General features: G+C 60.3%; 20 protein-coding genes. 15 read left to right on the forward strand and 5 right to left on the reverse strand.

Translation table 11 applies throughout. The annotated features are described in order from the left end of the window. Positions 1-8: 8 nt before the first annotated feature. Positions 9-893, reverse strand: coding sequence for an MBL fold metallo-hydrolase (locus N7422_RS20190; protein WP_279808201.1), 885 nt, complete (start codon positions 891-893; stop codon positions 9-11). A 232-nt stretch (positions 894-1,125) separates the two neighbouring features. On the opposite strand from N7422_RS20190, the gene N7422_RS20195 reads away from it, so the two are divergent. After that, a complete protein-coding gene (locus tag N7422_RS20195) occupies positions 1,126-2,427 on the forward strand; it encodes a sigma 54-interacting transcriptional regulator (RefSeq protein ID WP_279808202.1) in 1,302 nt (433 codons plus the stop codon). Between the two features lie 75 nt (positions 2,428-2,502). Here the strand turns inward: N7422_RS20195 and gyrB are convergent, their stop codons facing one another. The 4 genes from gyrB to dnaA are packed head-to-tail and all read right to left on the reverse strand — an operon-like array spanning position 2,503 to position 8,720. After that, positions 2,503-4,923 (reverse strand): DNA topoisomerase (ATP-hydrolyzing) subunit B, encoded by a 2,421-nt coding sequence (gyrB, locus tag N7422_RS20200; RefSeq protein ID WP_279808203.1) that lies wholly within the window; start codon positions 4,921-4,923, stop codon positions 2,503-2,505. A gap of 4 nt (positions 4,924-4,927) precedes the next feature. Further along, entirely contained in the window at positions 4,928-6,031 is a 1,104-nt protein-coding gene (recF, locus tag N7422_RS20205) for a DNA replication/repair protein RecF (RefSeq protein ID WP_279808204.1), read from the reverse strand. Between the two features lie 15 nt (positions 6,032-6,046). Then, the gene (dnaN, locus tag N7422_RS20210; protein ID WP_050707605.1) at positions 6,047-7,150 is read right to left on the reverse strand and encodes a DNA polymerase III subunit beta; all 1,104 of its coding nucleotides are present in this window, start codon (positions 7,148-7,150) and stop codon (positions 6,047-6,049) included. Positions 7,151-7,190: 40 nt separating this feature from the next. After that, complete coding sequence (gene dnaA, locus N7422_RS20215; RefSeq protein ID WP_279808205.1) at positions 7,191-8,720, reverse strand: chromosomal replication initiator protein DnaA; 1,530 nt, start codon at positions 8,718-8,720, stop codon at positions 7,191-7,193. 577 nt (positions 8,721-9,297) lie between these two features. Between dnaA and rpmH the strand changes: the two genes are divergently transcribed. From rpmH to N7422_RS20285, 14 genes are all read left to right on the forward strand, one after another. Beyond that, positions 9,298-9,432 (forward strand): 50S ribosomal protein L34, encoded by a 135-nt coding sequence (gene rpmH, locus N7422_RS20220; RefSeq protein WP_003253163.1) that lies wholly within the window; start codon positions 9,298-9,300, stop codon positions 9,430-9,432. Positions 9,433-9,445: 13 nt separating this feature from the next. Then, entirely contained in the window at positions 9,446-9,850 is a 405-nt protein-coding gene (gene rnpA, locus N7422_RS20225; protein ID WP_138220811.1) for a ribonuclease P protein component, read from the forward strand. Then, entirely contained in the window at positions 9,843-10,088 is a 246-nt protein-coding gene (gene yidD / locus N7422_RS20230) for a membrane protein insertion efficiency factor YidD (RefSeq protein WP_011536514.1), read from the forward strand. Before rnpA ends, yidD begins: the two co-directional genes overlap by 8 nt. 2 nt (positions 10,089-10,090) lie before the next feature. After that, a complete protein-coding gene (gene yidC / locus N7422_RS20235) occupies positions 10,091-11,773 on the forward strand; it encodes a membrane protein insertase YidC (protein WP_279808206.1) in 1,683 nt (560 codons plus the stop codon). Positions 11,774-11,860: 87 nt separating this feature from the next. After that, on the forward strand, positions 11,861-13,231 hold the full coding sequence (gene mnmE / locus N7422_RS20240) for a tRNA uridine-5-carboxymethylaminomethyl(34) synthesis GTPase MnmE (RefSeq protein WP_279808207.1): 1,371 nt from the start codon (positions 11,861-11,863) through the stop codon (positions 13,229-13,231). 552 nt (positions 13,232-13,783) lie between these two features. Further along, entirely contained in the window at positions 13,784-15,676 is a 1,893-nt protein-coding gene (gene mnmG / locus N7422_RS20245; RefSeq protein ID WP_279808208.1) for a tRNA uridine-5-carboxymethylaminomethyl(34) synthesis enzyme MnmG, read from the forward strand. Beyond that, a complete protein-coding gene (rsmG, locus tag N7422_RS20250; protein WP_279808209.1) occupies positions 15,673-16,323 on the forward strand; it encodes a 16S rRNA (guanine(527)-N(7))-methyltransferase RsmG in 651 nt (216 codons plus the stop codon). Before mnmG ends, rsmG begins: the two co-directional genes overlap by 4 nt. 18 nt (positions 16,324-16,341) lie before the next feature. Further along, entirely contained in the window at positions 16,342-17,133 is a 792-nt protein-coding gene (locus N7422_RS20255) for a ParA family protein (RefSeq protein WP_279808210.1), read from the forward strand. Positions 17,134-17,142: 9 nt separating this feature from the next. Beyond that, positions 17,143-18,015: a ParB/RepB/Spo0J family partition protein gene (locus N7422_RS20260; RefSeq protein WP_279808211.1), complete on the forward strand. Its 873-nt coding sequence runs from the start codon at positions 17,143-17,145 to the stop codon at positions 18,013-18,015. 149 nt (positions 18,016-18,164) lie between these two features. Then, complete coding sequence (locus N7422_RS20265; protein ID WP_279808212.1) at positions 18,165-18,572, forward strand: F0F1 ATP synthase subunit I; 408 nt, start codon at positions 18,165-18,167, stop codon at positions 18,570-18,572. A gap of 16 nt (positions 18,573-18,588) precedes the next feature. Next, complete coding sequence (gene atpB, locus N7422_RS20270; protein WP_085676551.1) at positions 18,589-19,458, forward strand: F0F1 ATP synthase subunit A; 870 nt, start codon at positions 18,589-18,591, stop codon at positions 19,456-19,458. 145 nt (positions 19,459-19,603) lie between these two features. Continuing rightward, complete coding sequence (atpE, locus tag N7422_RS20275) at positions 19,604-19,861, forward strand: F0F1 ATP synthase subunit C (RefSeq protein ID WP_003097235.1); 258 nt, start codon at positions 19,604-19,606, stop codon at positions 19,859-19,861. Positions 19,862-19,919: 58 nt separating this feature from the next. Further along, the gene (locus N7422_RS20280; protein ID WP_023383136.1) at positions 19,920-20,390 is read left to right on the forward strand and encodes a F0F1 ATP synthase subunit B; all 471 of its coding nucleotides are present in this window, start codon (positions 19,920-19,922) and stop codon (positions 20,388-20,390) included. Between the two features lie 12 nt (positions 20,391-20,402). Then, positions 20,403-20,939: a F0F1 ATP synthase subunit delta gene (locus N7422_RS20285; RefSeq protein WP_279808214.1), complete on the forward strand. Its 537-nt coding sequence runs from the start codon at positions 20,403-20,405 to the stop codon at positions 20,937-20,939. The last annotated feature ends 10 nt before the right edge of the window (positions 20,940-20,949 follow it).

Here is a 20,949-nt window from a genome sequence, read left to right on the forward strand (position 1 = left end):
GGCGTGGCTTACAGCTTGTTCAGCGGGATCTTCAGGTAGCTCACGCCGTTCTCTTCGGGTTCGGGAAATTGCCCACTGCGCATGTTGATCTGCACCGAAGGCAGGATCAGCACGGGCATGTCGAGGGTCTTGTCGCGGGCTTCGCGCATCTCGACGAAGCTGTCTTCGCTGACCCCCTCATGGATATGGATGTTGTCTGCCCGTTGCTCGGCCACGGTGGTGACGTAGCACAGCTCACGGCCACCGGGCAGATAGTCGTGGCACATGAACAGCCGGGTCTGGTCGGGGAAGGCGAGCAGTCGGCGGATCGACTTGTACAGGGTTCTCGCGCTGGCCCCGGGGAAGTCGCAACGGGCGGTTCCGTAGTCGGGCGTGAACAGCGTGTCACCGACGAACAAGGCTGTCTCGCCTGCATCCTCGACCATGTAGCTCATGCACGCCGGGGTGTGGCCTGGCGTGTGCAGCGCGCGTGCATGCAGGTTGCCGATGCGAAAGCCTTCTTCATCTTCGAACAGGACATCGAACTGGCTACCGTCGCGAGCGAAACCAGGCTCGGCGTTGAACAGGGTGCCGAAGACCTTCTGCACCTGGGTGATCTGCGCACCGATCGCGATGCTGCCGCCAAGCTCCTGCTTCAGATACGCGGCGGCTGACAGGTGGTCGGCATGCACATGGGTGTCCAGGATCCATTGCACCTTGGCGTCCAGCGCCTCGACACGGGCAATCAGCTTGTCCGCCGATTCGGTGCAGGTGCGGCCAGACTTGGGGTCGTAGTCCAGCACGCTGTCGATCAGCGCGCAGTGGCGTGTCTCGCCGTCCATGACCAGGTAACTGATGGTCCAGGTCGCCTTGTCGAAGAACGCTTCGACGTGAAGGTTGTTGCCGATGATCATTGCACTCTCCAGTTATCCCGCGCCTCCTTGAAGGCTTAGGCAGTGGAAGGGGTTTTATCAAGATACATGCCAGCCCTTCTGATGGACGCCCGCCCCCTGTGGGAGCGGGCTTGCCTCGCGAGCGGTGTGGCAGTGGATGGCAAAAGTGACAGTCGGTGGCAGTCGACTGTCAGCCAATGGCAGTGTTTGGCAGTCCTTGGTACGCTCGCCTGGTCCTTTATCTGGTGCTGTCATGCTAGTCGCCTCCCATCCCGCGATTCTCGCGCTGGTGTCCTACCTCGAACACGATGTGCTGCCCAGCATCGTGCTGGACACCGACTACAACATCCTCGCTGCCAACGGGGCGTACCGCCGCCAGTTCGGCAACGAGAAACACGCGCCGATCGGCGAGAAATGCCATCGGGTCTCGCACCACTATGCCGTCCCTTGCGACCAGGCCGGTGAGCACTGTCCACTGCGCAAGTCGTTGGACAGCAAGATGCCGGAACGCGTGCTGCATATCCATCACACCCCGCGCGGGCCAGAGCATGTGGATGTGGAGCTACGTCCGATCCTCGACGACGAGGGCAGGGTGGTGGCGTTCGTCGAGCGCCTCACCAGCGTCACCCTGGCGTCGGCCCAACCTCAGCAGCAAGGGCTGGTGGGTCGGGCACCAGCGTTCAAGGCAGCCGTGGCCAGCTTGCAGCGCGCGGCGCCCGCACAGATTCCGGTATTGCTCCAGGGCGAATCCGGCACGGGCAAGGAACTGTTCGCCCGAGCCTTGCACCTGGGCAGCCCCAGAGCCAATGGTCCCTTGGTGGTGGTGGACTGTACCGGGCTGACCGAGTCGTTGTTCGAGAGTGAGTTGTTCGGCTATGAGAAAGGCGCCTTTACCGGCGCGACTCAACGCAAGACCGGCCTGGCCGAAGCGGCCCATGGGGGAACTCTATTCCTCGATGAGATCGGTGAGGTACCACTGGCGATGCAGGTCAAGCTGCTACGCCTGATCGAGTCCGGCAGCTTTCGCCCAGTCGGCAGTACACGCACGGTTCACTCGGACTTTCGCCTGGTTTCGGCCACGCACAAGCCATTGAAAGAGATGACCGCTGACGGAACGTTCCGCGAAGACCTGTATTACCGCATCAGCGGCTTCCCGATCCGCCTGCCGGCGTTGCGTGAACGGGTCGAGGATTTGCCGTTACTCTGCGAAAGCCTGCTGCAACGCATGGCCGGTAAGCACTCGCCCAAGTTGACACCTGAAGCACTTGAGCGCCTGAACCTGCATACATTCCCAGGCAATATCCGCGAGCTCAGGAACATTCTGGAGCGCGCCCGGTTGTTCGCTGATGACGGGCTGATCCGCCCCGAGCATCTTCCAGAGGACATCTATCCGGTAACCAGGCCGGTAGGCTACCGAGGTCGCGGCAAGAACGAGATGGCCGACCTGGCACACGCGCTGGAAACGTTCAACGGATCTCGCAGCGAGCTGGCTGACCATCTGGGCATGAGTGAGCGCACGCTGTACCGCCGACTGAAGGCTTTGGGCATTTCGTAGTTCCACGTGGAACATTTGCGCAGGCGAAAAAAAACCAATCCGTAAGGATTGGTTTTTTTTCGTGCTACCTGCTGATCAGAAGTCCAGGTTGGACACCGACAGCGCGTTGCTTTCGATGAAGTCTCGACGCGGTTCGACCGCATCACCCATCAGGGTGTTGAACAGCTGGTCGGCGGCGATGGCGTCCTCGATGGTCACCTTGAGCATGCGGCGCACGGTCGGGTCCATGGTGGTTTCCCACAGCTGGTCCGGGTTCATCTCACCCAGCCCTTTGTATCGCTGGATGGTGTGGCGCTTGGTGCTTTCGTTCATCAGCCAGTCGAGGGCTTCCTTGAACTCGGTGACAGCCTTGCGGCGCTCACCACGCTGTACGTAGGCACCTTCGCCCAGCAGCGTCGCCAACTTGGCACCGACAGCGACAACGGAGCGGTAGTCATTGCTACCGAAGAAGTCGCGGTTGAAGGTGACGTAGCTGGCCAGACCATGGGAGGTGACTTCGACTTCCGGCAGCCAGATGTTGCGCTCCTTGTCTTCGCGCAGGCGGGCCTGATAGGTCAAGCCGGATTTCTGGCTGTTGCTCAGACGCTCCTGGAACTTGTTCAGCCAAGCCTGCATGCCGGCCTGGTCGGCCAGGTGCTCGAGGGTGACTTCAGGCAGATAGATGAAGTGCTCGGTCAGCTCTTCCGGGTACAGACGCGACAGGCGCTTGAGCGTCTTCATCACCCCGCGGAACTCGTTCACCAGCGCTTGCAGTTGAACGCCGGACACCGCCGGAGCCGCCTCGTCCAGGTGCAGGCTGGCATCCTCCAGGGCCGACTGGGTCATGTACTCTTCCATGGCCTCGTCGTCCTTGATGTACTGCTCCTGCTTGCCCTTCTTCACCTTGTACAGCGGCGGCTGTGCAATGTAGATGTAGCCACGCTCGACCAGCTCCGGAAGCTGACGGAAGAAGAAGGTCAGCAACAGGGTACGGATGTGCGAACCGTCGACGTCAGCATCGGTCATGATGATGATGTTGTGATAACGCAGCTTGTCGATGTTGTACTCTTCGCGGCCGATGCCACAGCCCAGGGCGGTGATCAGCGTGCCGACCTCCTGGGACGAGATCATCTTGTCGAAGCGTGCCTTCTCGACGTTGAGGATCTTGCCCTTGAGCGGCAGAATCGCCTGGGTGCGGCGGTTGCGGCCTTGCTTGGCCGAACCACCCGCGGAGTCACCCTCCACCAGGTACAGTTCGGAAAGAGCAGGGTCCTTCTCCTGGCAGTCGGCCAGTTTGCCCGGCAGGCCGGCGATGTCCAGGGCACCTTTGCGACGGGTCATCTCACGGGCCTTGCGCGCCGCTTCACGGGCACGGGCGGCATCGATCATCTTGCCGACCACAGCCTTGGCTTCGTTGGGGTTCTCCAACAGGAAGTCGGCGAAGTACTTGTTCATCTCCTGTTCCACGGCGGTCTTCACCTCCGAGGAAACCAGCTTGTCCTTGGTCTGCGAGCTGAACTTCGGATCCGGCACCTTGACCGAGATGATCGCGGTCAGGCCTTCACGGGCATCATCACCGGTGGTGGCGACCTTGTTCTTCTTCGCCAGGCCTTCCTGCTCGATGTAGCTGTTCAGGCTACGGGTCAGCGAGGAACGGAAGCCGACCAGGTGGGTACCACCGTCGCGCTGGGGAATGTTGTTGGTGAAGCACAGCAGGTTTTCGTTGAAGCTGTCGTTCCACTGCAGGGCGACTTCAACACCCACGCCATCGTCACGCTGGACATTGAAGTGGAAAACCTGGGAGTTGACCGGGGTCTTGTTGGTATTCAGATACTCAACGAATGCACGCAGGCCACCTTCGTACTTGAAGAACTCTTCCTTGCCGCTGCGCTCATCCTTCAGCAGGATGCCGACGCCGGAGTTCAGGAACGACAGCTCGCGGATACGCTTGGCAAGGATGTCCCAGCTGAAGTGGATGTTCTTGAAGGTTTCAGCCGAAGGCTTGAAGTGGATGTGAGTACCGGTGGTTTCGCTCTCACCCACCACGGCCATAGGCGCCTGAGGCACACCGTGGACGTAGGTCTGTTCCCAGATCTTGCCGCTGCGGCGAACGGTGAGTACCAACTGTTCGGACAGGGCGTTCACTACCGAGACACCCACGCCGTGCAGACCGCCGGATACCTTGTAGGAGTTGTCGTCGAACTTACCGCCGGCGTGCAGCACGGTCATGATGACCTCGGCTGCCGAAACGCCTTCTTCTTTATGCACATCGACCGGAATACCACGGCCGTTGTCACGGACGCTGATGGATTCGTCCGGGTGAATGATGACGGTGATGTCATCGCAGTGCCCGGCCAGGGCTTCGTCGATAGAGTTGTCGACCACCTCGAACACCATGTGGTGCAGGCCGCTGCCGTCATCGGTGTCGCCAATGTACATGCCGGGACGCTTGCGTACGGCATCCAGCCCTTTCAGCACCTTGATGCTGGAGGAGTCGTACGTTTGATTTTCGCTCATGCCTTCACTCCCGATGGTCGTGGGTCTGGGTGATACGGCCTTGTTCCACGTGGAACAAGGCGACTGGCGTTTCCGTCTGCCAGCCTTCCCTCAGAAATTCGTGGTCTACGCAGGTGATGAACACCTGGCAGTTCAATTCTTCAAGCAAGCGGCACAGGGCGCGGCGGTGCTGCTCGTCCAGTTCGGACGGCAAGTCATCCACCAGATAAATACACTGACCGCGACGAACCTGGCTGACCAGGTGCCCTTGGGCGATACGCAGGGCACAGACCACCAGCTTCTGCTGCCCTCGCGAAAGGATGTCGGCCGCGTTGTTCGCGCCCAATCGAAGGCGCAGATCAGCACGCTGTGGCCCGGCCTGGGTATGGCCCATCTGCTGATCGCGAAGGAGAGAGGTTGCGAGGACTTCGTTGAGTTCCCGGTCCTTGTCCCAGCCTCGGTAATAGCTCAGGGTCAGCCCGTCCAGTTCGACCAGCTCGCTCAGGGTTCGCTCGAAGACGGGCTTCAAGGCCTTGATATAGTTGCGACGGTATTCATCTATCTCCGCACTGGCGAGACATAACTCCCGATCCCAGGCGGCTTGCGAAACGGCGTCCAGTGTACCATGCCGCAGCCATGAGTTCCGCTGCCGCAGGGCCTTCTGCAGGCGTTGCCAGGTGACCATGAAGCGGGGTTCCACGTGGAACACACCCCAATCCAGAAACTGCCGGCGTACCTTGGGCGCCCCCTCGAGCAACCTGAAACTGTCCGGGTTGATCAATTGCAGCGGCAGCATCTCGGCCAGTTGCGCGGCGCTGCGCGCATTCTGTCCATCGATGCGGATGGTGAAGTCGCCCTGACGCTCGCGAGAGACCCCAAGGTTGCTGGTACCGCCTTCCGCCAGTTCGACCTGGCCAAATACGGTACACGTCGGCTGGTCGTACTGGATCACCGGATTCAACCGGGTACTGCGAAACGAGCGGGCCAGGCCGAGCAGATGCACAGCTTCGAGCACGCTGGTCTTGCCGCTGCCGTTTGCGCCGTAAAGGATGTTGATGCGGGGGGAGGGTGAGAGGGTCACCGGGTGCAGGTTGCGCACCGCGGTGACCGAGAGACGTCGAAGGGACATGTCGCCTGCTATGGGTTACAGGCGCATCGGCATGACAACGTAGGACGAGTCGTCATTGCCGGCTTCCTGCAGCAGGGCGCTGCTGTTGGAGTCCGACAGAATCAGGCGAACTTGTTCGGTGGTCATGACACCCAGCACGTCCAGCAGGTAGCTGACGTTGAAGCCGATCTCCAGCGAGCTGCCGTTGTAGTCGACGCTGATCTCTTCCTCTGCCTCTTCCTGTTCCGGGTTGTTGGCCTGGATCTTCAGTTGGCCGGCGGCCAGTTGCAGACGAATACCACGGTATTTCTCGTTGGAGAGGATGGCGGTACGGCTGAAAGCTTCGCGCAGGGCTTGGCGATCGCCAATCACCAGCTTGTCGCCTCCTTTGGGCAGGACGCGTTCGTAGTCCGGGAACTTGCCATCGACCAGCTTGGAGGTGAAGGTAAATTCACCCGTGGTGGCGCGAATGTGGTGCTGCCCCAGCACGATGCTGACCATGCCCTCCGGATCGGTGAGCAGACGCGCCAACTCCAGGATACCTTTGCGCGGCACGATGACCTGATGGCGTTCAGCCTGGCCGATGGGAGCCTGCATGGCGCAAAGCGCCAGACGGTGACCGTCGGTGGCTACGGCGCGCAGGGTGTCGGTAGACACTTCCAACAGCATGCCGTTGAGGTAGTAACGCACGTCCTGCTGGGCCATGGCGAAGCTGGTGCGCTCGATGAGGCGGCGCAGCTTGCTTTGCTCCAGGTTGCAGGTCAGCGAACCCGGGCCTTCTTCCACAGTCGGGAAGTCGTTGGCTGGCAGGGTGGACAAGGTGAAACGGCTGCGGCCGGCCTTGACCAGCAGTTTCTGCTCGTCGACCTTGATGTCGATCAGCACGTCGCTGGGCAGGCTCTTGCAAATGTCCATCAACTTGCGCGCCGGGACGGTGATCTCGCCCGGTTCGGCAGGTTCTTCCAGCTGGACACGGCCAACCAGTTCGACTTCCAGGTCGGTACCGGTCAACGACAGCTGCTGGCCTTGGACGACCAGCAGGACGTTGGACAGGACCGGCAAGGTCTGGCGGCGCTCGACGACGCCTGCGACCAGTTGCAGGGGTTTCAACAGGGCTTCGCGTTGAATGGTGAAATGCATGGTCTAGTCCCTTGCCTTCAATTAGCTGCGCAGACGGCCATCAGGTCGTCAGCGTGCGCAGCAGGTTCTTGTAGTCCTCGCGGATGTCCGCGTCGGATTCCTTCAATTCATTGATCTTGCGGCAGGCGTGCAGCACGGTGGTGTGGTCGCGCCCGCCGAACATGTCGCCGATCTCCGGCAGACTGTGGTTGGTCAGCTCTTTCGACAACGCCATGGCTACCTGGCGTGGACGCGCCACCGAGCGCGAGCGGCGCTTGGACAGCAGATCGGAGATCTTGATCTTGTAGTACTCGGCCACGGTGCGTTGGATGTTATCCACACTGACCAGTTTGTCCTGCAGCGCCAACAGATCCTTGAGCGACTCGCGGATCAGCTCGATGGTGATGTCGCGGCCCATGAAGTGCGAGTGGGCAATGACCCGCTTCAGCGCGCCTTCGAGCTCACGTACGTTGGAGCGGATGCGCTGGGCAATGAAGAACGCGGCATCGTGCGGCAGCTCGACCTTGGCCTGGTCGGCCTTCTTCATCAGGATGGCTACCCGTGTTTCCAGCTCTGGCGGCTCGACAGCCACGGTCAGTCCCCAACCGAAGCGCGATTTGAGACGTTCTTCCAGGCCTTCGATTTCCTTGGGATAGCGGTCGCTGGTGAGAATCACCTGCTGACCGCCCTCGAGCAAGGCGTTGAAGGTGTGGAAAAACTCTTCCTGGGAGCGCTCCTTGCGGGCGAAGAACTGGATGTCATCGATCAGCAGCGCGTCCACCGAACGGTAGAAGCGCTTGAATTCGTTGATGGCATTGAGTTGAAGCGCCTTGACCATGTCAGCGACGAAACGCTCGGAATGCAGGTAGACCACCTTGGCATTCGGGTTCTTCTTCAACAGATGGTTACCCACAGCATGCATCAAGTGGGTTTTACCCAGACCCACACCGCCATAAAGGAAGAGCGGGTTGTAACCATGCTTGGGGTTGTCGGCGACCTGCCAGGCCGCGGCACGGGCGAGCTGGTTCGACTTACCCTCGACAAAGGTTTCGAAGGTGAAAGTGCGATTCAGATAGCTGGTGTGCTTCAAGGCACCTTCGACCTGCACCGTGCGCTGCTCGGTGCGTCCGCTGGCCACCGGGGCCGTCGCGGTTTCGCTCATGCTATCGAAACTGTCCCGCGAGGAAGGCTCCTCGAGCTCGGCGACCTGTTGCGCCGGCTCGATCACCGGCGCGCTCACAGGCTCGGCCTGCGGAGCCGCCTGTTGCACCTGCGCTTGCTGCGCAAGGCTTGCGGCCATGGCAGCGCTGACGGGGGCATTGGGCGCCGCGCGCGCGGCAGAGCTGCGGCGGCTACCTATTAATAAGGAGAGGGCGGGGGCGATGCCACTGCCGTGCTCACCCAGCAGCTCGAGCAGGCGGCCAAGGTACTTCTCATTGACCCAATCAAGCACGAAGCGGTTGGGCGCATAGACGCGCAACTCGTCGCCTTCGGCTTCGACCTGTAGCGGACGGATCCAGGTGTTGAATTGCTGGGCAGGCAGTTCATCGCGCAGAAGCTCCACGCACTGCTGCCAAAGTTCCACTGACACGGATATCCCCTGAGTTGAAAGCCGACTGAGGCAAAAACAAACCGCCATTGTACCGGGCGGGCTTCCAGTTATCCACACGTGGCGGTGGTCACAGACAGGGTAAACACGCCAAAAAGCGACTTGAACGCCATCTCTGACTGCGAATAAGCCCTGTGGATAACGCTACCTGAGGTCTATGCACAACCCCACCCTGAGGGCTGTGGATAAAGCAGCTGTGGATAATGTGGTTTTTCACCCACAGCTTGTGCCCACCTCCGACACAGCGAGAGCACCTGTTACGGACAAGGTTATGAATCTCTGTACATGGCGTATCTATTAGCCTACAAGGTGTTATCCACAGAAGGTTATCCACTTAAGATCTATAAGTTCTTCAGAAAAGCTTTTTATATGCCCTTCTGTTTTTTTCAATTGTCCGGTCGTATCGCGAATCGCTGCGCAGTCCCAGAGGAGTCCAGGTAAATGCTCCATGAGAAAGGCTGGTTGGAAATTGACCTATTGGCTTGCTTTCTCTAGAATCGCCGATCTCTTAAAAAGGGGGCCATTCCGGCCCGTTGTCGACAAACCCAGGTAACACGCCATGAAACGTACTTTCCAACCAAGCACCATCAAGCGCGCCCGCACCCACGGTTTCCGTGCCCGTATGGCTACCAAGAACGGCCGTGCTGTTCTGTCGCGTCGTCGCGCCAAAGGCCGTAAGCGTCTGGCCATTTGATTTTCCGGCACAGGTGGTGAGTCAGGACTTCAGTCGGGAAAAGCGACTGCTTACACCCCGGCACTTCAAAGCGGTCTTCGACTCCCCAACCGGCAAGGTTCCAGGGAAAAACCTGCTTATCCTTGCCCGCGAGAACGGCCTGGATCACCCACGCCTCGGCTTGGTGATCGGCAAGAAGAGCGTCAAGCTCGCCGTTCAACGCAATCGCCTGAAACGCCTGATGCGCGACTCGTTTCGCCTGAACCAGCAGCTGTTGGCTGGCCTGGATATCGTGATCGTTGCGCGCAAGGGGTTGGGCGAAGTGGAAAACCCAGAATTGCACCAACACTTTGGCAAGCTCTGGAAGCGACTGGTTCGCAGTCGACCCTCTCCAGCGGTCAATGCCGATCCCGCAGGGGTAGACAGTCACAATGCGTAAACTGGCCCTCGTTCCGATCCAGTTCTACCGTTACGCCATCAGTCCACTGATGGCCAGTCACTGTCGTTTCTATCCCAGCTGTTCCTGTTACGCATACGAAGCCATCGAAAACCATGGCCTGTTGCGTGGTGGGTGGCTGGCCGTTCGTCGCCTGGGGCGCTGTCATCCGTGGAACGACGGCGGTTTCGATCCCGTTCCACCTGCTCCTTCCTCCCGAACTTCTTCGATAGCCGAGTAATCATGGATATTAAACGCACGATCCTGATCGTCGCCCTGGCAATCGTGTCCTACGTCATGGTCCTCAAATGGAACCAGGACTACGGCCAGGCTGCCCTGCCGACTCAGAATACTGCTGCCAGCAATGCTGCCCCGGCCCTGCCGGACACCGTGCCGGCCGGCAACTCCGGTGCAAGCGCCGATGTGCCGAGCGCCAATGCTGAATCCAGCCCTGCGGAACTGGCGCCTGTCGCTGTCAGCAAGGACCTGATCCGGATCAAGACCGATGTCCTGGACCTGGCTATCGACCCGGTCGGTGGTGACATCGTCCAACTGACCCTGCCGAAATACCCGCGTCGCCAGGATCATCCGGACATTCCGTTCCAGTTGTTCGACAACGGTAGCGAGCGTGTATACCTGGCACAGAGCGGCCTGACCGGCACCAACGGTCCTGACGCCCGCGCCACCGGTCGCCCGCTGTACGCCGCCGATCAGAAGAGCTACCAGCTCGCGGACGGCCAGGACCAGATGGTCGTGGACCTGAAGTTCAGCGAGAACGGCGTCAACTACATCAAGCGCTTCAGCTTCAAGCGCGGTGAGTACGACCTGACCGTCAGCTACCTGATCGACAACCAGAGCGGCCAGGCCTGGAGCGGCAACATGTTTGCCCAGCTCAAGCGTGACGCCAGCTCCGATCCGTCCTCGAGCACCGCTACCGGTACCGCCACCTACTTGGGTGCGGCGCTGTGGACTGCGTCCGAGCCGTACAAGAAAGTGTCGATGAAAGACATCGACAAAGGCAGTTTGAAAGAAAATGTGACCGGCGGCTGGGTCGCCTGGCTGCAGCACTACTTCGTGACCGCCTGGATTCCGAGCCACTCGGACAACAATGCCGTGCAGACCCGCAAGGACAGCCAGGGCAACTACATCATCGGCTACACCGGTCCGGCCCTGAACGTGCCTGCCGGCGGCAAGGTCGAAACCAGTGCCATGCTGTACGCAGGTCCGAAGATCCAGTCCAAGCTGAAAGAGTTGTCCCCAGGCCTGGAACTGACCGTCGACTACGGCTTCCTGTGGTTCATCGCCCAGCCGATCTTCTGGCTGCTGCAACATATCCACAGCCTGCTGGGTAACTGGGGCTGGTCGATCATCGTCCTGACCATGCTCATCAAGGGCCTGTTCTTCCCGCTCTCGGCGGCCAGCTACCGCTCGATGGCGCGCATGCGTGCCGTGGCGCCGAAACTGGCCCAGCTCAAGGAACGCTTCGGTGACGATCGCCAGAAGATGTCCCAGGCGATGATGGAGCTGTACAAGAAAGAGAAGATCAACCCGCTGGGCGGCTGCTTGCCGATCCTGGTGCAGATGCCGGTATTCCTGGCCCTGTACTGGGTACTGCTGGAAAGCGTCGAGATGCGCCAGGCCCCGTGGATGCTGTGGATCACCGACCTGTCGATCAAGGATCCTTTCTTCATCCTGCCGATCATCATGGGCGCCACCATGTTCATCCAGCAGCGCCTGAACCCGACGCCGCCGGATCCGATGCAGGCGAAGGTCATGAAAATGATGCCGATCATCTTCACCTTCTTCTTCCTGTGGTTCCCGGCTGGTCTGGTGCTGTACTGGGTTGTGAACAACTGCCTGTCGATCGCGCAGCAGTGGTACATCACCCGCGGTATCGAGGCAGCAGCCAAGAAAGCTGCCGCTTGACGGGCAAGCCTGTTTGCCTGTGAATAAAAACGCCCCCTAGTGGGGCGTTTTTGCTATCCGTCGAATTCGTTGTAGAGGCTTTCGAGCATGAACACTGTGCGTGAAACCATTGCCGCCATTGCCACGGCCCAGGGTCGTGGAGGGGTCGGTATCGTCCGGTTGTCCGGGCCGCTGGCCAGCCAGGCCGGGCAGGCCATCACTGGTCGCACGCTGATTCCCCGGCATGCCCACTACGGTCCGTTTCGCGATGCCGATGGCCTGGTCCTCGATGAAGGCATCGCCTTGTTCTTCCCGGGCCCCAACTCGTTCACCGGTGAAGACGTGCTGGAACTGCAGGGCCATGGCGGCCCAGTGGTCATGGACATGCTGCTGAAGCGCTGCCTGCAGCTGGGCTGTCGCCTGGCGCGCCCGGGCGAGTTCAGCGAACGCGCGTTTCTCAACGACAAGCTCGACCTGGCTCAGGCCGAGGCGATCGCCGACCTGATCGAAGCCAGTTCCACACAAGCTGCGCGCAATGCCCTGCGTTCGCTGCAGGGGGCGTTCTCCAAACGTGTGCACGGGCTCACCGAGGCGCTGATAGCCCTGCGCATCTATGTCGAAGCCGCCATCGACTTCCCGGAGGAAGAGATCGACTTCCTCGCCGACGGCCACGTGCTGCGCATGCTCGACGAAGTGCGCGGCGAGTTGTCCACAGTGCAGCGTGAAGCCGGGCAAGGCGCCTTGCTGCGCGATGGCATGACCGTGGTCATCGCCGGCCGGCCGAATGCCGGCAAATCCAGCCTGCTCAATCAGCTGGCCGGGCGCGAGGCTGCGATCGTCACAGACATCGCAGGCACCACCCGGGACATCCTGCGCGAACATATCCACATCGACGGCATGCCGCTGCATGTGGTCGATACCGCCGGCTTGCGCGATACCGACGATCATGTGGAAAAGATCGGGGTGCAAAGGGCCCTCAAAGCCATCGGCGAGGCTGACCGGGTGCTCCTGGTCGTCGACTCGACCGCGCCGGAAGCCAGTGATCCTTTTGCCCTGTGGCCGGAATTCCTCGATCAGCGCCCTCACGTGGCCAAGGTCACTCTCATCCGCAACAAGGCCGACTTGAGCGGTGAAAGCGTCGGCATGGAACAGAGTGACGACGGACATGTGACGATCACCCTCAGTGCTCGTGAGAGCGCTATGGGCCTGGACCTGCTACGTGACCATCTCAAGGCCTGCATGGGCTATGAGCAGACCGCGGAAAGCAGCTTCAGTGCCCGTCGCCGGCATCTGGAGGCGCTGCGCCAGGCCAGCGAACACCTGGAGCATGGTCGGGCGCAGCTGACTCTGGCCGGCGCGGGAGAGTTGCTCGCAGAGGACCTGCGCCAGGCGCAGCAGGCGTTGGGCGAAATCACCGGGGCGTTCAGTTCGGATGATCTGCTGGGCAGGATCTTCTCGAGCTTCTGCATCGGAAAATAGTCCACAGCAGTGTGATACCAGGGCCGCTCCTATCGGGAGCGGCTTTTTTTTGCCTGTGATTCGACGGTTGTGGGAACGGGCTTTGACCCGCGAACACTGGGCAGCCGTTGCCCTATCTGCAGGGCAAGCCAACCCCACGACGTCATCCACAGATGAAAGTCCTGCTCCGGGAGCCCTGTGGAAAACTCGGCTTCAGCTCCGTTGATAACCGGGCTTTTTTTCTGAGGACAAACCCTCCTGTGGGTAACAGGCACATTAATCCACAGGTTAAACAGCAGTATCCAGAACCCCCAGGCCCATTTCGACACAGGGTTATAATTCTCTGTACATCCCAGAATATCTGGCCTCTAGGCACTTATGCACAGACAGTAGGTCGCCTAAACATAAACATAAAAACAAAGCTTTTTTAAATTTTTCCTCTTTGTTTTCTTTTGCCTGCCACTCATCCACAGCCTGCTCAATTTTTGCTCAGAAGGTTCCTTTGAAGGGGCGGAAGTCCCTATACTTGTCCGCTTACCTTCTCTATTCGCAAAAACAGGCACGAGGTGCGTGGTGGATTTCCCTTCCCGTTTTGAAGTGATCGTCATCGGCGGCGGCCATGCCGGTACCGAGGCTGCGCTTGCGTCCGCACGCATGGGTGTGAAAACCCTGCTGCTGACCCATAACGTGGAAACCCTCGGTCACATGAGTTGCAACCCGGCCATCGGTGGCATCGGCAAGAGCCACCTGGTCAAGGAAATCGATGCGCTCGGCGGCGCCATGGCGCTGGCCACCGACAAGAGCGGCATCCAGTTCCGCGTTCTGAACAACCGCAAGGGTCCGGCGGTGCGCGCCACCCGTGCGCAGGCGGACCGCGCCATCTACAAGGCGGTGGTGCGCGAGATCCTGGAAAACCAGCCGAACCTGTGGATATTCCAGCAGTCCTGCGACGACCTGATCGTCGAACAGGACCAGGTGAAAGGCGTGGTCACGCAAATGGGTCTGCGTTTCTTTGCCGATTCCGTGGTGCTGACCACTGGCACCTTCCTCGGCGGACTTATCCACATCGGCCTGCAGAACTACTCCGGTGGTCGTGCCGGTGATCCACCCGCCATCGCCCTGGCCCACCGCATGCGTGAACTGCCGCTGCGCGTCGGCCGACTGAAGACCGGCACGCCGCCGCGTATCGATGGCCGCTCGGTGGATTTCTCGGTGATGACCGAACAGCCAGGCGATACGCCGATTCCGGTGATGTCGTTCATGGGCAATGCGCAGATGCATCCGCGTCAGGTGAGCTGCTGGATCACCCACACCAATGCCCGCACCCACGAGATCATCGCCTCGAACCTCGACCGCTCGCCGATGTACTCGGGCGTGATCGAAGGCATCGGCCCGCGCTATTGCCCGTCGATCGAGGACAAGATCCATCGTTTCGCCGACAAGCAAAGCCATCAGGTGTTCATCGAGCCGGAAGGCCTGACCACCCATGAGCTGTACCCCAACGGCATTTCCACTTCGCTGCCGTTCGACGTGCAGCTGGAGATCGTCCGCTCGATCCGCGGCATGGAAAATGCCCACATCGTTCGCCCCGGCTATGCCATCGAGTACGACTACTTCGATCCGCGCGACCTGAAGTACAGCCTCGAGACCAAGGTCATCGGCGGTCTGTTCTTCGCCGGCCAGATCAACGGCACCACCGGTTACGAAGAGGCCGGCGCCCAGGGCCTGCTGGCCGGGACCAACGCCGCGCTGCGCGCCCAGGGCCGTGAAAGCTGGTGCCCGCGTCGCGACGAGGCCTACATCGGCGTACTGGTCGACGACCTGATCACCCTGGGTACCCAGGAGCCGTATCGCATGTTCACCTCGCGTGCCGAGTACCGGTTGATCCTGCGCGAGGACAATGCCGACCTGCGCCTGACCGAGAAGGGCCGGGAGCTGGGACTGATCGACGATGAACGCTGGGCCGCGTTCTGCGCCAAGCGCGAAGGTATCGAGCGTGAGGAACAGCGACTGAAGAGCACCTGGGTTCGCCCGGGTACGCCACAGGGCCAAGCCATTGTGGATAAGTTCGGCACGCCGCTGGCCCACGAATACAGCCTGCTCAACCTGCTGGCCCGCCCGGAAGTCGACTACGCTGGGCTGATCGAAGCGACCGGCGGTGAAGTGATCGATTCACAGGTTGCCGAACAGGTCGAAATCAAGACCAAGTACGCCGGCTACATCGACCGCCAGCAGGAAGAGATCGCCCGGCTGCGCGCCAGCGAAGATACGCGTCTGCCTGTGGATATCGACTACACCACGATCTCCGGCCTGTCCAAGGAGATCCAGGGCAAGCTCGAGCAGACCCGCCCCGAAACCCTGGGCCAGGCTTCGCGCATCCCCGGTGTTACCCCGGCGGCGATTTCCCTGTTGCTGATTCACTTGAAAAAACGCGGCGCTGGCCGCGAATTGGAGCAAAGCGCTTGAGTTCCCTGGTCACCCCGCAACACGCCGAAGAGTTGTCCACAGGCGCGCGCCAGCTCGGTGTCGAGCTGAGCACGCAGCAGCATGAACTTCTGCTGGGTTACCTGGCCCTTTTGATCAAGTGGAACAAGGCCTACAACCTGACCGCGGTGCGTGACCCGGACGAGATGGTCTCGCGCCATCTGCTCGACAGCCTCAGCGTCATGCCGTTTATCCACAATGACACCCAGCGCTGGCTGGATGTCGGCAGCGGCGGCGGCATGCCCGGCATCCCGCTGGCGATCCTGTATCCGCACAAGCAGGTGACGGTGCTCGACAGCAATGGCAAGAAGACCCGCTTCCTCACCCAGGTGAAAATGGAGCTCAAGCTGGACAACCTGACGGTTATCCACAGCCGCGTCGAAGAGGTCCAGCCCGCGCAACCGTTCTGCGGAATCATCTCCCGGGCCTTCAGCAGCATGGAGAATTTCACCAACTGGACACGCCACCTGGGGGATGCCCGGACGCAATGGCTTGCAATGAAGGGGCTGCATCCTGCCGACGAACTGGTAGCATTGCCCGCAGACTTCACAGTGGAAAGCGAGCAGGCCCTGACCGTTCCAGGTTGCCAGGGCCAGCGCCATCTGCTGATACTGCGCCGCAAGGCATGACTGGGAACACACGCAACAATGGCTAAGGTATTCGCAATCGCGAACCAGAAGGGTGGTGTGGGCAAGACCACCACCTGTATCAATCTCGCCGCATCGCTGGCCGCGACCAAGCGTCGCGTGCTGCTGATCGACCTCGATCCACAGGGCAACGCCACCATGGGCAGCGGTGTGGATAAACACGAGCTCGAACACTCGGTGTACGACCTGCTGATCGGGGAGTGCGACCTGGCCCAGGCCATGCACTACTCCGAGCACGGCAATTTCCAGCTGTTGCCGGCCAACCGTGACCTGACCGCTGCCGAAGTGGTCCTGCTCGAGATGCAGATGAAGGAGAGCCGCCTGCGCAACGCGCTGGCGCCGATCCGTGACAACTACGACTACATCCTGATCGACTGCCCGCCGTCGCTGTCGATGCTGACGCTCAACGCCCTGGTCGCCTCCGATGGCGTGATCATCCCCATGCAGTGCGAGTACTACGCGCTGGAAGGTCTCAGCGACCTTGTGGACAACATCAAGCGCATCGCCGCGCGCCTGAACCCGGAGCTGAAGATCGAAGGCCTGCTGCGGACCATGTACGACCCACGCCTGAGCTTGAACAACGATGTTTCGGCGCAGCTCAAGGAACACTTCGGCGACCAGCTGTACGACACGGTGATTCCGCGCAACATCCGCCTGGCCGAGGCGCCCAGCTTCGGCATGCCGGCACTGGCCTACGACAAGCAATCCCGGGGCGCGCTCGCCTATCTGGCGCTGGCCGGGGAACTGGTTCGCCGTCAGCGCCGTCCATCACGCACTGCACAAACAACTTAAGGAATCCGCATGGCCATCAAGAAACGCGGTCTCGGACGTGGGTTGGATGCTCTGCTCAGTGGTCCTTCCGTCAGCGCGCTCGAAGAGCAGGCAGTGAAGATCGACCAGAAAGAACTGCAACACCTGCCGGTCGAGCTGATCCAGCGCGGCAAATACCAGCCACGTCGTGACATGGATCCCGAGGCGCTGGAAGAACTGGCGCATTCGATCCGCACCCACGGCGTCATGCAGCCGATCGTGGTCCGTCCGATCGGCGACAACCGCTACGAGATCATCGCCGGTGAGCGCCGTTGGCGCGCTACGCAGCAGGCTGGCCTGGACACTGTACCGGCCATGGTCCGCGAAGTGCCCGACGAAGCCGCCATCGCCATGGCGCTGATCGAGAACATCCAGCGCGAGGACTTGAACCCGCTGGAAGAGGCGTTGGCCCTGCAGCGCCTGCAGCAGGAGTTCGAACTGACCCAGCAGCAGGTGGCCGATGCCGTCGGCAAGTCGCGGGTCACCGTGGCCAACCTGTTGCGCCTGATCTCGTTGCCCGAGGCGATCAAGACCATGCTCGCCCATGGCGATCTGGAGATGGGCCACGCCCGTGCGCTGCTCGGCCTCGAGGAAGATCGCCAGGAAGAGGGGGCGCGTCATGTTGTCGCACGCGGCCTGACCGTGCGCCAGACCGAGGCACTGGTGCGCCAGTGGCTCAACGGCAAACCTGAGCCGGTCGAAGCGAGCAAACCTGATCCGGATATCGCCCGCCTCGAGCAGCGTCTGGCAGAGCGCCTGGGCTCGGCGGTGCAAATTCGCCATGGCAACAAGGGCAAGGGCCAGTTGGTTATTCGCTACAACTCGCTTGACGAGTTGCAAGGCGTGCTTGCTCACATCCGCTGAAACAATTCCCGTTGTAGCGCGCAGTCGGAAATCACTACCGAAGAGTTGAATAGGGGTTAATCCACCCCTATACTCTGCGCGCATTTTGTCGGCACAAATTATGCCAAGTCATTGCTGACTAGGTGGTCGACTTCCGAGGAGCAGTTGAGATGGAAATCCGCACGCCAAACCGCCTGCCTTTCCATCGCTGGGCAGTTTTCCCGGTACTGTTGGCACAATTTGCCGTACTGCTGCTGGCAACGCTGGTGTTGTGGCAGTGGAAAGGGGTGGTCAGTGGATATTCAGGTCTCTGTGGAGGCTTGATTGCCTGGCTGCCCAATGTGTATTTCGCCTGGAAGGCATTTCGCTTCAGCGGAGCCCGGGCGGCGCAGGCCATCGTCAAGTCGTTCTACGCAGGCGAGGCAGGCAAGATGATTTTGACGGCAGTGCTGTTCGCACTGACCTTCGCAGGAGTGAAGCCATTGGCGCCGTTGGCAGTATTCGGCGTCTTCGTGCTGACCCTATTGGTCAGCTGGTTCGCGCCCCTGCTGATGAATAAAAGACTTTCGAGACCTTAGGGCGTTTGAGGCAACCATGGCAGCAGAAACCGCTTCGGGCTATATCCAGCACCACTTGCAGAACCTGACCTACGGTCAACTACCAGACGGCAGCTGGGGCTTCGCCCATTCGGCTGCAGAAGCCAAGGCAATGGGCTTCTGGGCGTTCCACCTGGACACCCTGGGCTGGTCCGTTGCGCTGGGTCTGATCTTCCTGTTCATCTTCCGCATGGCGGCCAAGAAGGCGACTTCCGGCCAACCCGGCGGCCTGCAGAACTTCGTCGAAGTCCTGGTGGACTTCGTCAACGGCAGCGTGAAGGACTCCTTCCACGGCCGCAGCCCGGTGATCGCCCCACTGGCGCTGACCATCTTCGTCTGGGTGTTCCTGATGAACGCCATCGACCTGGTACCGGTCGACTGGATTCCCCAGCTGGCCATCCTGATCTCCGGTGATCCGCACATTCCGTTCCGTGCCGTATCGACCACCGACCCGAACGCGACCCTGGCCATGGCCTTCTGCGTGTTCGCCCTGATCATCTTCTACAGCATCAAGGTCAAGGGCCTGGGCGGCTTCATCGGCGAGCTCACCCTGCACCCGTTCGGCAGCAAGAACATCTTCTTGCAGATCCTGCTGATCCCGGTGAACTTCCTGCTCGAATTCGTCACCCTGATCGCCAAGCCGATCTCGCTGGCCCTGCGTCTGTTCGGCAACATGTACGCCGGCGAGCTGGTGTTCATCCTGATCGCCGTGATGTTCGGCGCCGGCATCCTCTGGCTCAGCGGCCTGGGTATCGTGCTGCAGTGGGCGTGGGCTGTGTTCCACATCCTGATCATCACCCTGCAAGCCTTCATCTTCATGATGCTCACCATCGTCTACCTGTCGATGGCTCACGAAGATAACCATTAAGACCGCCTGGCGTGTCTGATAGCCTTCCCCGCTTGTTCGGGGGGAGGGCTTAAAAAGTCCGCAAGGGCAGCTGTATCAAAAACGATTTGTTTTACCGCTTCAAACTAAAAACCTAACCAATACGACGTAAAAGTCGGGAGGAAAGATGGAAACTGTAGTTGGTCTGACCGCTATCGCTGTTGCTCTGCTGATCGGCCTGGGTGCTCTGGGTACCGCCATTGGTTTCGGCCTGCTGGGCGGCAAGTTCCTGGAAGGCGCTGCTCGTCAGCCAGAAATGGTTCCGATGCTGCAGGTCAAGATGTTCATCGTTGCCGGTCTGCTCGACGCCGTAACCATGATCGGTGTTGGTATCGCTCTGTTCTTCACCTTCGCGAACCCCTTCGTTGGTCAGATCGCCGGCTAATCACTCGTTTCTTACGAGTTGATTGGTGTGATGGACAAAGACCGAGCGAGGTGTTGGCGTGAACATTAATGCAACCCTGATTGGCCAATCCGTTGCTTTTCTGATTTTTGTACTCTTCTGCATGAAGTACGTATGGCCTCCGGTCATCACTGCCCTGCAAGAGCGCCAAAAGAAGATTGCCGACGGCTTGGACGCTGCCAACCGCGCAGCTCGCGACCTGGAGCTGGCCCAAGAGAAAGCGGGTCAGCAACTGCGTGAAGCGAAGGCACAGGCAGCTGAAATCATTGAGCAAAGCAAGAAACGCGCTGCTCAGCTTGTCGAGGAAGCCCGTGAACAGGCTCGCGTCGAAGCTGACCGTGTGAAGGCTCAGGCTCAAGCCGAGATCGAACAGGAACTGAACAGCGTCAAAGACGCCCTGCGTGCCCAAGTGGGTGCCCTGGCCGTTGGCGGTGCTGAAAAGATCCTTGGCGCCACAATCGATCAAAACGCGCATGCGGAGCTGGTTAACAAACTGGCCGCTGAAATTTAAGCGAGGGCGATCATGGCAGAACTGACCACGTTGGCCCGACCTTACGCTAAGGCTGCCTTTGAGTATGCCCAGGCCCATCAGCAACTGGCCAATTGGTCAGCCATGCTCGGCCTGGCTGCTGCGGTGTCGGAAGACGGCACCATGCAGCGCCTGCTCAAGGCCCCGCAACTGACTAGCGCAGACAAGGCCGCCGCATTCATTGAAGTGTGCGGTGACAAGTTCGACGCTCAGGCACAGAATTTCATTCACGTTGCCGCGGAAAACGACCGTCTCCTGCTTCTGCCGGAGATTGCGTCGCTGTTCGACCTGTACAAGGCCGAGCAAGAGAAATCCGTGGACGTGGAAGTCACCAGTGCTTTTGCGTTGAACCAAGAACAGCAAGACAAACTCGCCAAGGTTCTCAGTGCACGGCTCAGCCGGGAAGTGCGCCTGCACGCGACGGAGGATGCCAGCCTGATCGGTGGCGTCGTGATCCGCGCCGGCGACCTGGTAATCGATGGCTCGGTTCGCGGCAAGATCGCGAAACTGGCCGAAGCATTGAAATCTTGAGTTTGAAGGG

This window comes from Pseudomonas sp. GD04091 (assembly GCF_029836165.1).
Taxonomy (GTDB): domain Bacteria; phylum Pseudomonadota; class Gammaproteobacteria; order Pseudomonadales; family Pseudomonadaceae; genus Aquipseudomonas.